Here is a 12,858-nt window from a genome sequence, read left to right on the forward strand (position 1 = left end):
GAAAGCGTCATAGCGCAGCCGTTGCCGCCAGGTTCTTGGGCTCGCATCGCACGCCGATACGGGTACCGACTTTCACTTGTTCGCCTGCCCGTATTGATTGTGCTGCAACGGTGCCCGACCCTTCGACGCGTACATCAAGCCGGGCCAGTGTCAGCCGGTTAAGCGCACGACGCAATGAAAGTCCGCGCAAGTCCGGCACTATTGTGTAGTCACCCGCCGCTGTTGCCGTACTGCCGGTTGTGGCAAGCCTGATGGTCTCTCCTCTCGGCACCTTCATGCCGGGTGCGGGAGTTTGCTTGAGCACCACCGTTCCCTCTCCCGAGGTTTCCACGTTGAATCCTAACGAGGAAAGAACGGTTGTGGCTGCATCGAGGTCAAGGGTCCGGACATCGGGAGTCGCAACTTGTTCTTTGCTGGGTTCTGTTGGCTTGTGTTGCTGCGCGAACGTGGTTGATGACGTGACCATCTTTTCTGCGATGCCCTTCACAATCGGTGCGCTCGCAACGCCCCCGTAGTATCCCAATGTTTTCGGATTATCCAACATCACAAGACACACAACGTGCGGATCTTCCGCCGGAAATATCCCGACAAAGGATGCCGTGTAGCTTGACGTGGAGTATTTGCCGTCGAGGATTTTTCTTGACGTTCCGGTTTTACCGGCAACTGCAACCGCTTTTGTTTGAGCGCCTGTTGCCGTTCCTTTCTCTACAACCCCGCGCAAGAAACTCCGGACGGTATCGGCTGTCGACTTCGAGATCACTCTTCGAATTACCTGCGAGCGTACCTCGGACAGCACTTCGTTGTGCTCATTCAGAACCTGCTTGAGGATAAACGGCCTCATCAAAGTGCCGCCGTTTGCCAATGCTCCGTATGCTGCTACGAGCTGCAGCGGGGTGACGCCAACTTCGTAGCCGTATGCCATCGTGTTCAGTGTCGTGCGTGACCATTGAACCGGCTTCTTGAGTTGTCCGTTCACTTCACCGGGCAGTTCGAGCCCCGTTGGAATACCGAACCCGAAGTTGCGCGCTGTCGCGTACATGCGTTCCGCGCCGACAAGATCGGACACCTTTGCCATCACGATGTTGCTTGACAGTTCGATCGCATCGCGGAACGAAATTGTTCCGTATTTGTGCACGTCGGTAATCGGGGCGGGGCGGCCCCTCACCATGTATTTTCCGTTTTCCGCAAAGAATTTCTGTTCGGGGGTGACGATGTTGTACTCCAATGCAGCCGAAGCGGTCACAAGCTTGAACACCGATCCGGGTTCGAAGACGTCGGTAATAATCCTGTTCCTGCTGGCGGCCGCGTCAATATTCTGATGGCGGTTGGGGTTGATTCCCGGGTAGCTCGCCATGGCAAGGACTTCTCCCGTTTTCGGCTCGAGCATCACCACCAGCCCGCTTTCGGCATTGTTGCGCTCCACGCCTTTGCGCAATTCTTCTTCTGCAATCGACTGATAGTCAAGGTCAAGTGTAAGCACCACGTTGTTGCCGTTCTTCGGTTCGGCACGCGGGTAGTCAACCGTGGGGCGCTTGCGGCCGAGTCCGTCGCGCTGCATAATGATGTACCCGTTTTCCCCCCTCAACTCTTTGTCGAATGTCAGTTCGATGCCGCTCAGGCCGTTGTGATCGATGTCGGTAAAGCCGAGCACCTGTCCGGCGACGTGGTCGTAGTGGTAGATGCGTTTCGGCTCTTCCGTTTCAATTAATCCGTCAAAGTCCTTTGCGTTGATGCGCGAGGAGGTTTGCGGACTTGCCCTCCGCTCAAGCCAGACGAAGCGCGAGTTCCTTTTTCGCAGCTTGGCAAGATGTTCTTCCCTCTTCGATTCCCCAAACACACGCGCAAGCCTGTCCGCTATCTTTCCTGCATCGTTCCCCACAACCTTCGGGTCGGCCGCATATGAAACAGCCATTGTGTTCGAGACGAGAATCTTGCCGTTCCGATCATAGATATTACCCCGCGAAGCAAGCAACGGTACCTTGACTTCATATTGCTTCCTCGCTATCTCCTTATACCGCGCCGAATCGATAACTTGAATCTGCACGAGTTTCGCTGCCACAACTGCAAAGAAGACGAGAAGCACTGCCTTCAGCAGCCGCATTTTCATCAACGAGTCACGAGCCGGATCCGGCTGTTCTGTGGGTTGCTGCGGAGTATTTCGGCTTCTGTTAAACACGGTTTACTTGTTGCTGAACTTGTTCAGTTTTCTCTCATCTACATCAAATGCTTGCGCCCGTTTCTCGGGATGCGTCAAGCCGAGCCGGGTTTTTGCCGTATTGCCGATACTTTCCCAGCCGGATTTCCGGTTGATTTCCGCTTTCAGAACATTGTTGCTGTTGGAAATTTTGTCGTACCGCGTCTGTAGTTGATGAACTTCTACGACCAATTGATTCACGGTAATAATGTTGCCGATGTACACCACTATGGCAATGGCCGCGAGAAACAACGCCGTGACGATGTTGAACGTGGAACGCCGCTTCCTTCGCTCGACCTTCTTGTTCTCCGGGCGAACGGCATACCCGGGGATCTTCGACTGCGGATCGCCGTTGTAAATGCGCCGCGCCGCCGGTTCAGGTGTTGGCCGTTGAGTCTGCCGCCGAGGTGCTCGTGCGGGGATGTTCGACGCATCTGATTCGGTGCGATGCAACAGGTCTTCCAGGTCACCGGTGTGTTTTCGTTTCATGCTTTCTCGTGCCCCTATTCAATCCGCCAGCTTCTCCGCTGACCTCATCTTTGCGCTTCGAGCTCGCGGGTTTCGCGCAATCTCCCGGTCGGAGGCCACTTGAGGTGATTTCGTCAGAATGCGCAACCTCGGACTTACAACCGTGTCGGGTGCATATTTGTGTCCGGAGGGTATTTTTTCGCGCGCCTGCATTCTGAAGAAATTCTTCACGATACGATCCTCAAGCGAGTGATAGGATATCACCACCAATCGACCTCCGGGCAACAACAATTCCACTGTATCCTCAAGAACCTGCTGCAGACTTCTCAACTCGTCATTGACTTCTATGCGGATTGCTTGAAACACACGGGCAAGAGTCTTGATGAGGTGCTTCTTGCCGACTGCGGATTCAATAACCGACGCAAGTGTTCGCGTTGTGTCGATGTTTCTCGTATCCGCAATGTGCCGGGCAATCCTTCGTGAATTTCTTTCCTCCCCGTACTTCCAAATAACATCAGCAAGCCGTCGCTCGTCGTACGTATTCACGACATCCCATCCGCTTAAGGCCTGCCCGCGATCCATTCGCATGTCAATCCTCTCATCGCCGCGAAATGAAAATCCTTTCTCTTCTTCATCGAATTGAAAGGAGGAGGCTCCCAGGTCGAGAAGCAGTCCGTCAATACATGGGATGCCCCTTGCTGCCAACTCTGACTTCAGGTTCCGGAAATTTGAATGAACAAACGTTATCTTGTGCGACCACTGCTTCAGTCTTTCCGACGCGTAACGGATTGCATCCTCATCCGCATCAAAACAGAGAAGCCGGCCATCATCCAGCATTTTGCAAATTTCTTCCGCATGCCCGCCCCCGCCGAGCGTTCCATCAACATAGGTTCCGTTGCGCCCCGTGATGAAAAAGCCAAGCGCTTCGGTCAGAAGCACCGGTGTGTGGTACGCATCGTTCACACGTCTTTGTTCTGCAACACTGTTTCCGCAACTTCTTCGTAGCTGCTCTCCTGCGAAGCAAGATACTTCTTGTATTCATCCGGGTTCCATACCTCGATATGCTCGAGTACGCCCATAATCAGTACTTCGCTTTGTATTGCCGCAAACTGCAGGAGATCTTTCGGGATCGTGATGCGCGACTGTCCGTCGAGTTGCGACTCGGCCGCTTGTTGCAACAGCACACGCATAAAGAAGCGGTGCTTTGCATTTGTTGTGGAGAGCGCCCGAATGGATTGCTCGAGCCTATTCCATTCGTCCTGGGGATAGATGAAGAGACACTTCTCAAAGCCGCGGGTAATGGTAAAGGTGTCGTTGGCCTCGGGCGAAACGTACTTTCTCAACTTCGCGGGAATGTTGATTCGCCCTTTGTTGTCGATTGAGTACTCGTATGTGCCTTTGAATGCAGACACTTCTTCCTCTTTACTTGTTCAGCCAACAGCAGAGCGGAGGCCTCACAATTCCCCACAATTACCCACCGTTGTGAGGTAAGATACGCAAAACAAACGTAAAGTCAAGTGAAAAATTGTGAATTTAGCCCAAAAACAGCCAAAAACTTCTGCGAATCGTCGTGGGTAAGGTAGCTCGTTCAGTTGGAGAATGGTAGAGGGGAAAAGCGGAATGTCAGACGTTGGCGGGTTCGGTTTCAGGTGGACTTGCCACTTCTTTGAGCTCGTCGAGGATTAGTTCGGAATGAGCAAACGGATTGTTGTTTCCAGATTGCGCAAACGAACATGTCAGAATAAGGCTCTTTCCGTTCTGTCGTATGGCAGCTCTTTTCTTCATTTTCTGAGCGATATGAGTCATCAGCAATTGAAATCGATCCGATTCATAGAACGCCGATTCCGTTTCAGGCGGAAATTCGATGCTTAGCCCACCCTTTGAAATATTGACCTTGCGGAAGCCCAATTTTGAGGCTTTTAGCCTGATCCGAACCAGATTAAAGAGGTTTTCGACTTCATCGGGATGCTTGCCAAAGCGATCAACAAGTTCGGCAGCAATTTCGCGGAGAGTGTCGTTGTTCACAACAGCGTAGAGCCTTCGATAGATAACCAGCCGTTCATTGTCACTCTCAATGTACGAATCAGGAATTCTGACATCGAAGTCCGCCTCGACAACAGCCTGATTCTCTGCCTCAACCCGTGATTCAACCCGGCCGAACAGATCCTGGAACTCCTGCTCTTTCAACTCCGCCACCGCTTCTTCCAGAATCTTCGTGTACATCTCGAATCCCATCGACTCAATGAACCCGCTTTGCTCGCCGCCGAGAAGATTTCCGGCTCCGCGAATTTCCAGGTCGCGCATCGCGAGATTGAATCCTGAACCGAGCTCGGTGAATTCTTCTACTGCCTGCAGCCTTCGAACAGTTTCGCGGGGCAACACGGATAGTGGCGGAATCAGAAGATACGCGTAGGCTTGCACATTCGAACGGCCGACGCGCCCGCGCAGCTGGTAGAGTTCGGCCATTCCAAATCGATCCGCCCGGTTGATAATTATTGTGTTGACGCTCGGTATATCAATGCCCGATTCGATAATCTTTGTTGCGACTAGGACATCGAATTTTCTCTCAAGGAATGCGAGCATTACGTTTTCCAGTTCGTGAGCGTGCATCTGGCCGTGTGCCTGCCGGAATTTTACGTGGGGCAAAATCGTCTGCAATCGCGCAATAAGTTCGTCCATATTGTTCACACGATCGTGAACAAAAAACACCTGACCTCCCCGCTGGATTTCCCTGAGAATCGCTTCGCGTACATGCTCTTCATTGTACTGGGCAATCTCCGTTGTGACCGGCAACCGATTCAACGGCGGCGTGGCAATAATGGAAAGATCGCGTGCACCCATCAGTGAAAAATGCAGCGTGCGCGGAATCGGCGTTGCAGTCAACGTGAGAGTGTCGACATTTGCTTTGATTTGACGGAGTTTTTCCTTTGCGGCAACACCAAAGCGATGTTCCTCATCAATTATCAACAGTCCCAAATCCTTGAACTCAACATCCCTGGAAAGCAATCTGTGCGTTCCGATCACGATATCCGCCGTACCGGCTTTCACGCGGTCGAGGATTTCTGTTTGTTCCTTTTTCGTCTTGAACCGGGAAAGAACTTCAACTCGCGTGGCATATTTTGAAAGACGGTCGAGAAACGTGCTGTAATGTTGTTGCGCAAGAATTGTGGTTGGAACCAGAACAACAACCTGCTTTCCGCTCATCACGGCTTTGAAAGCCGCACGCACAGCCACCTCTGTTTTGCCAAATCCGACATCCCCGCACACAAGGCGATCCATAGGAAACGGAGCTTCCATGTCCTTCTTGACGTCGGCTGTGGATTGAGCCTGATCCGGCGTATCTTCATACATGAATGTCGCTTCAAGTTCTTGCTGCCAGAGCGAGTCCCTCTGAAACGAAAAGCCGGGCGAGCTTTTCCTTTTTGCGTACAACTTTATAAGATCTCGAGCGATGTCTTTAACACGCTTCTTTGCGCGCGCCTTGAGGCGGTCCCACTCGCCGCTGCCGAGTCGCGTCAGTTTCGGGACATGTCCCTCCTTTGATGCATACTTCTGAACTTTGTTCAGGTAATTAAGATTGACGTACAACGTATCCTTCTCTTCGTAGAGAAGCTTCACGACCTCCTGTTCAACATCGCGGACTCTTATTCTTCTCAATCCGTCAAAACGGCCGATGCCAAAGTCGGCATGAACAACATAATCGCCCTTGCGTAACTCGTGGAGTTCACGCTGTGTAATGCTTCTGAACTTTGTCCGCGGCTGCTTTCCCCTTCGCTTGAGTCGATTGAAGATTTGATGTTCCGTGAAAACAGCAACACGTTCATCCGGCAGAATGAATCCTCCGTGCAACGACTCAAGCGAAAACTCAATCCGGAAAACATCAAGATGATGCTCTGTCTCGTGAAGCACCCGTTCTTCATTCTCGGCGAGGGGTTCAAGTTGCATTAGCAAGTCCTTCAGCCTTTCCTGCTCGGCTGTTGTGTCGCTAGAAACGAAGACGCTGTAGTCTTTGTCCTGCAAGTCGGAAATGTGATTGCGAAGCACTTTCACGCTTCCGTTAATCGAGGGTTGGGAGAGTGTTCCAAAATCAACTGCATCCAGGCCACTTCGGGCCAGCGATGAGATATTGATTCGAGAGAACAACGCCATGAGTTCTTGAGTTTGCTCCCATGCCCGCTTTGTCTCTGCCCCAGCTTTTTCTGCATACTCTTTCATTGCGTTGTGCAGCGCGTCGGGCTCTTCAAGAACGATGATTGCATTCGATGGAAGGAAGTCGAGTAGTGTTGAACCCGAGCTGCCGTTCTCCGCTATCTGCGTGCCCAGCAAATCCGGAATAATACTCGCCTGGGAAAGGTCTTTGATGGATCGTTGTGAGATCGGATCGAATTCACGAATTGACTCCACCCTGTCGCCCCAGAACTCGATCCGGACCGGATTCTCGCCAACAAACGGATAGACATCAAGGATGCCGCCCCGAACAGAGTAGTCTCCGTGCTCTGCAACAAATTGTTTCTTCTCAAAACCGAATTCTACGATCAGGTGAAGCAACCTTGAGAAATCGAAATCGCTGCCTACGCCGATCTTGATTTGCCTGTCTCGAAGAGAAGAAGGATTGGGTAATTTCCTGGTAAGTGCATGTATTTGCGTAACGATAATGCGAGTTCCGGCGTCGAGCAAGGATCGAAGCGTCTCGATATCATTGGTGTTCGATATCGCACGGTCGTTCCCTTCTTCTCGGGATTTGGCGGCTGAAAACAAGCGGACAGATTGTTCACCCAATATAATTTCAAGATCATCTCTTAGTCCGATTGTTGTTTCTTTGTCTGGCACCACACAGAGTATCTGTCGTGGCAGAGTTTCCGCCAGGGAACCGACAAGGAACGAGCGCATCGAGCCCGCAAGCCCTGTAGCGTGAATTTCCGCTGGCGGCCCAGCAGACAGAAGGGCGAGCAGATCGCGGGTCTTACTACTGTCGGAGATTGTGGTTTTGATTTTCTCTATCATGGTGATTGCCATAAACGGCACAGCCCCGCCCGGCCTCTCTTGACTATTCATCAAGATGGCAAGCGAGGTGCCATGCACTCCGCATTTCCCTATTCTCGTCCTATCGCGACACGGACGAAACCATTCGCTTGTTGAAGACACGCTTGTGCTTCGCTACGGGTCATTTTGTTCGCAATCATGACAACGGCTGTCTTCACCTGCCCTCCGGCCTTCTCCAAATAGGATGAAGCAACCTCGTAGTCCACTTCCGTGATCATCATGATGATGCGCTTTGCCCGTTCTACCAGCTTGTTGTTCGTGAGCTGGAGATCAACCATCATGTTCTCGTAAACCTTCCCGAGTTTAATCATCGACGCTGTTGTCAGCATATTGAGCACAAGTTTCTGTGCAGTCCCCGACTTCATCCGGGTTGAACCCATCAGTACTTCAGGTCCGACCTCGGGACAAATTGCGATATCAACATCAAGATCGAACGATGCCCGGGGATTCGTTGTGATGTAGATTGTCTTTGCGCCAAGTTCCCTCGCGCGTCCGACTGCCGCTACAACGTACGGTGTTCTTCTGCTTGCGGCAATTCCGCACACAACGTCGTGCGGTGTTACGTTCGCGGTGTCGATATCGCGAATACCACGTTCCTTGTTATCTTCTGCCCCTTCCTGTGATCTGATCATTGCCGGGTTTCCGCCTGCAATGTGTCCGCTGACCATTCCCGGCGGTGTTCCGAATGTTGGAGGACATTCCGAGGCATCGATCACTCCTAAGCGACCGCTAGTTCCCGCACCAAAGTAAAGAAGGCGACCATCATTACGGAAACTCTCCACGACAATCTCAACGGCTCGCGTGATGTAAGGAATTTCTTTCTCGACTGCCAACGCAACAAGTTTGTCCTCGCTGTTGATAAGCCTGAGAATCGAGTCCGTTGAGAGCAGGTCGATGTACTGCGAACGAGAATTTCGCTGCTCCGTGAGCAAGCCGGCAAAGTCCTCGAGGGTATGATCGGTCGGGGTCATGCAATAGCGGACATAATGATCACATTTGAACTATTACGAGCTTTTTGTCATACAGACCAATCCCGTCATTTCCATTGAAGACAAGGTCAATTACAGTGATTTCTTTCTCACGTGTCATTAACTTGGCTTTCTTAATCTCGAGATCAAGGTCGCCGCCCTTAAGAGCAAGCAAGGCTCGGTTACGAAAGTCCGCCTTTCCTACAACGCCATGTGAGGCCGATTGCTTTCGGGTCAGCAATGGCTTTGACCACCTGATTAGGTCGGTAAGAGAAGCTACAGCCCGCGAAACAACAACATCGAATGGCTTGGATTTTTTGATGAAGACCGGGTCCTCCGCTCTCCCGGTTTCGACCAAAACATTACGGAGGCCAAGAGTTGAAACAATCTGCTGAACGGCGTTCGTCTTCTTCGCAATCGAATCAAGCAACGTGAAACTTGCGTCGGGCATCAAAATGGAAAGGGGCACCCCCGGTAGACCACCGCCCGTGCCGAGGTCTAGAACACGTTGGCCAGGCGAGAAAGAAGTACAGAAAAGTATCGAAATCGAGTGCAGAATGTGACTAAACCAGATGTTTGTCGTGTCGTTCCTTGAAATGAGATTGACCCCTTTGTTGCAGTCGAGTATTAGGTCAACGTAATGTGCCAGCATACGCAGACTATCATCACTTACAATAAGACCGTTTTCCCTACAGATTCTAGCCATTCGGAGTGCTGGCTCTGTGATACGTTGAGTATCGCGTTTCACGTGGAATCAGCTCCGGAGGTGAATCATAAGGACAGAGATATCAGCAGACGTCACTCCGCTAATTCTTGATGCTTGACCGAGAGATCTGGGCTTTATATTCGCAAGCCTCTCCCTCCCCTCCTTACTTATCGATTTGACACTGTCAAACACAAAATCATGTGGAATAACAATGCTCTCGCTCTTTTTGAAATTCTCGATCTGTTCTTCCTGCCGCTTCAAATACCCTTCGTACTTGACTTCAATCTCAACCCGATCCCTTGCATCGCGGTCCACCAAGAGTGCAAACATTGCCTCGTTTTGCCTGATGCTCTCAACCGACAAGAGGTCGGAGATTGAGATCTCCGGTCTCTTGAGAAGTTTCCCCAGCGTCTCGTTCTCAATGATACTTTGGCTTCCGGTCCGATCGAGCATAGGATTCGCTACTGACGGCCGAATCGACTGAAAACCGAGAAACTCCTTCGCCCTTTGAATTCTCCCTTCTTTCTCACTTAGTCTCTTGATTGAATCATTCGAAACAAGACCCAGTTGATGGCCTATGTACATGAGTCGAGAGTCAGCATTGTCCTGTCTCAGCAGGAGCCGGTATTCTGCACGCGATGTGAATATGCGGTATGGCTCATCTGTGCCCTTGTTGATTAGGTCGTCAATCAAGACTCCTATGTAGGCTTCATTTCTTTTGAGAATGAACGGGGATTGCTCTTTTACAGCAAGTGCTGAATTGATTCCGGCGATGAGGCCTTGAGCCGCTGCCTCCTCGTAGCCACTTGTGCCGTTTACCTGACCGGCGAAATAAAGCCCCTCGACGAACTTCGACTTGAGAGTGTGCTCAAGTTGATGCGGCGGGAAGTAGTCGTATTCAACGGCGTATCCCGGCCGTAACACTCTCACGTTCCTTAGTCCCGGAATTGTCCTGATTGCTTTGCTTTGGATTTTCTCGGGCAAGCTCGTCGAGAAGCCGTTGACATAGACAATTTGTGACTCGTACCCTTCCGGTTCCAGAAATATCTGATGGCGCTCTCTATCAGAGAATCTGTGGAGCTTATCTTCAATTGATGGACAATATCTTGGTCCAACACCCTTAATCCTACCCGTGAACATAGGAGAGTCATCAAATCCTTCCTGAAGAATTGAGTGGGTCTCGCGGTTCGTATGGGTCAGAAACATCGGAATTTGAGCATTCCTTATTTCCTTTGTCTGGAAAGAAAAAGGAACAGGGTTTGTGTCGCCTTCCTGTTGCTCTGTTTCGCTGTAATCGATAGAGCGTCTATCTACTCTCGGTGGTGTTCCTGTCTTCAACCTTCCCATCTTTAGACCGAGCGAAGCCAGTTTGTCCGACAACCCGGATGAGGCCGGCTCTTCATATCTTCCTCCTACAGAGGTATGCCGGCCTGTATGCATTATCGCGTTCAGAAAGGTACCCGTACAAAACACAACTGCCCTGCAAGCAATCCTCAAGCCGCGACCTGTAACAATTGCGGTCAGCCTCCTATTTTCAACACGAATGTCAACAATCGTATCTCGCAGGGTTGTTAGGTTTTCCTGGCACAGTATTCTCCGCGCCGCCTCGCGACTGTACCACTCCCTATCGCTCTGGCACCTTGGGGACCAGATTGCGGGCCCCTTTGATTTGTTTAGCATCCGAAAGTGAATTCCGGTTGCATCGGCAATCTTACCCATCTCGCCTCCCAGAGCATCGACCTCGCGAACCAGATGACCCTTTGCAGAGCCCCCTATTGCCGGATTGCACGACATTCTGCCTATCGATGATAGATCCATTGTAATCAAAGCCGTGTTGCAGCCCATCCTTGCAGATGCAAGGGACGCCTCGATCCCTGCGTGTCCACCACCAACAACTACAACATCATATTTCGTGTGAATTTTCAATTCGTTTCACGTGAAATGGAGCTATTTACCAATGCAAAATTTGCCAAAGATGTTGTTCAGTAGCGTATCTGTGGAGATTTCTCCGACTATTTCGGCTAGCGCGTCGATTGCTCTCCTTATATCCAAAGCTGCAAATTCTGCTGAGATACCTTTCTCAACTGCGTTGGAAGCGGAATTGAGAGCATCCGATGCCCTGCTTAACGAATCCCTGTGCCGAACGTTCATGGGCTGCAAACCGTTTACTTCCAGACCATCGCTGCCGACCATACCTACCAACTTTTGCCGAAGTACATTAATTCCGAGGCCCGTTTTGGCAGAGACCAGAACTTCGTCAACGCGTGAAGCCATTATGCTAAATGAACTTGTCTCTATTCGCTCTGGCTCGCACAAATCGATCTTGTTGTACACTATCAGGACTCTGTCGGGACACTCGGTTTCTTTAAGAAATGCCACTGCATCCTCTCTATTTGGCTCCAACGAGGCGTCGACAGCCAACAACACTACATCGGCCGTTTTGAGTGCAGACCTCGCCCTCGCAACCCCCTCGATCTCAACAGGATCGCTGGTGTTTCTCAATCCGGCTGTGTCATGCAGACGGACCATTATGCCGTCAATCAAGATATTCTCCTCTAATGAGTCTCTAGTTGTACCGGGAATGTCGGTTACTATTGCTCTACGTTCCGCTAACAGAGCGTTGAAGAGGCTCGACTTTCCCGCATTGGGCTTGCCAATTATAACCACCGAAAGCCCTTCCCTATAGACCTTGCCCGTTCTGTAGGAGTCTATCATCCGTTGAAGCTCATTCTGTAGAAGGCCAATTCGACTCAGCACTTCTTCGCGGGGTATAAGGGCAATGCCCTCCTCACTGAAGTCCAGTTCCAACTCCAACAGCGAGCAAACGTCCAAGATTCTACTTCTGATATCCGCTATCTTCTGTGAGAACTTCCCATCGAGGTGATTCAGGGATAGTTTCCGCGACGCTTCGCTTCGGGCGGAAATGAGACCGGCAACGGCTTCTGCCTGTGACAAGTCAATTCTCCCGTTAAGGAAAGCCCGCTTTGTAAATTCGCCCGGTTCTGCCTGCCGTACTCCGGAAGAGATAATGGTATCCAGAACTAATTGGGAAATGTAGATTCCGCCGTGACAACTGATCTCAACAGAATCCTCGCCGGTGTATGAGTGCGGATTCCTGAAAACCGTTGCAACAATCTCGTCAATGTAGTCACCATCGAGATTCACAAGTCTGCCGTAATGCGCTGTATATCCGGCAGCTTCGCTGAGACTTGACATTCCGCGGAAGAGGGCATTTATTGCCGCTATTGCGTTTGCTCCAGACACACGTATAACTGCAAGCGCCCCCTCGCCAAGAGGTGTTGCCCTCGCAACGATTGTGTCATCATGAAAAACCCTGACCACTTCGGCCCTTCTGTGATAAGCGTACTCGGTGATGCTGAACTTAAGAATTTCCATTCTGACTATCAATCAAACGATCAAAACAACAAAGGCTCACTGCATGCAATGAGCCTTTGGGTTACCATCTGAAAAGTCGTAGG

At 51.0% G+C, this 12,858-nt stretch carries 9 protein-coding genes; all 9 read right to left on the reverse strand.

Annotated elements, in window-relative coordinates:
• Positions 1-7: 7 nt before the first annotated feature.
• Positions 8-2,107 carry a PASTA domain-containing protein gene (locus KF749_06265; GenBank protein ID MBX2990759.1) on the reverse strand — a complete coding sequence of 700 codons (2,100 nt, stop codon included), beginning with the start codon at positions 2,105-2,107 and terminating at the stop codon, positions 8-10.
• Positions 2,108-2,179: 72 nt separating this feature from the next.
• Positions 2,180-2,683, reverse strand: a complete 504-nt coding sequence (locus KF749_06270; GenBank protein MBX2990760.1) for a septum formation initiator family protein — start codon at positions 2,681-2,683, stop codon at positions 2,180-2,182.
• An 18-nt stretch (positions 2,684-2,701) separates the two neighbouring features.
• Positions 2,702-3,625, reverse strand: coding sequence for a 16S rRNA (cytosine(1402)-N(4))-methyltransferase RsmH (gene rsmH / locus KF749_06275; GenBank protein MBX2990761.1), 924 nt, complete (start codon positions 3,623-3,625; stop codon positions 2,702-2,704).
• The gene (gene mraZ / locus KF749_06280) at positions 3,622-4,074 is read right to left on the reverse strand and encodes a division/cell wall cluster transcriptional repressor MraZ (GenBank protein ID MBX2990762.1); all 453 of its coding nucleotides are present in this window, start codon (positions 4,072-4,074) and stop codon (positions 3,622-3,624) included. Before mraZ ends, rsmH begins: the two co-directional genes overlap by 4 nt.
• A 211-nt stretch (positions 4,075-4,285) precedes the next feature.
• The gene (gene mfd / locus KF749_06285; GenBank protein MBX2990763.1) at positions 4,286-7,744 is read right to left on the reverse strand and encodes a transcription-repair coupling factor; all 3,459 of its coding nucleotides are present in this window, start codon (positions 7,742-7,744) and stop codon (positions 4,286-4,288) included.
• A gap of 11 nt (positions 7,745-7,755) precedes the next feature.
• Positions 7,756-8,676: an N-acetylmuramic acid 6-phosphate etherase gene (gene murQ / locus KF749_06290; GenBank protein ID MBX2990764.1), complete on the reverse strand. Its 921-nt coding sequence runs from the start codon at positions 8,674-8,676 to the stop codon at positions 7,756-7,758.
• A 19-nt stretch (positions 8,677-8,695) separates the two neighbouring features.
• Complete coding sequence (rsmG, locus tag KF749_06295; GenBank protein ID MBX2990765.1) at positions 8,696-9,421, reverse strand: 16S rRNA (guanine(527)-N(7))-methyltransferase RsmG; 726 nt, start codon at positions 9,419-9,421, stop codon at positions 8,696-8,698.
• Positions 9,422-9,427: 6 nt separating this feature from the next.
• Positions 9,428-11,299, reverse strand: a complete 1,872-nt coding sequence (gene mnmG / locus KF749_06300) for a tRNA uridine-5-carboxymethylaminomethyl(34) synthesis enzyme MnmG (GenBank protein ID MBX2990766.1) — start codon at positions 11,297-11,299, stop codon at positions 9,428-9,430.
• 27 nt (positions 11,300-11,326) lie between these two features.
• The gene (mnmE, locus tag KF749_06305; GenBank protein ID MBX2990767.1) at positions 11,327-12,775 is read right to left on the reverse strand and encodes a tRNA uridine-5-carboxymethylaminomethyl(34) synthesis GTPase MnmE; all 1,449 of its coding nucleotides are present in this window, start codon (positions 12,773-12,775) and stop codon (positions 11,327-11,329) included.
• Positions 12,776-12,858 lie beyond the last annotated feature (83 nt).

This window comes from Bacteroidota bacterium (genome assembly GCA_019637975.1).
Taxonomy (GTDB): Bacteria; Bacteroidota; Ignavibacteria; order UBA10030; family UBA6906; genus CAADGV01.

What these genes read in the sequence shown, in the direction of transcription:
- mnmE (MBX2990767.1), bottom strand. Translation starts at nt 12,775, where the DNA reads ATGGAAATTCTTAAGTTCAGCATCACCGAGTACGCTTATCACAGAAGG.
- KF749_06270 (MBX2990760.1), bottom strand. Translation starts at nt 2,683, where the DNA reads ATGAAACGAAAACACACCGGTGACCTGGAAGACCTGTTGCATCGCACC.
- murQ (MBX2990764.1), bottom strand. Translation starts at nt 8,676, where the DNA reads ATGACCCCGACCGATCATACCCTCGAGGACTTTGCCGGCTTGCTCACG.
- KF749_06265 (MBX2990759.1), bottom strand. Translation starts at nt 2,107, where the DNA reads ATGAAAATGCGGCTGCTGAAGGCAGTGCTTCTCGTCTTCTTTGCAGTT.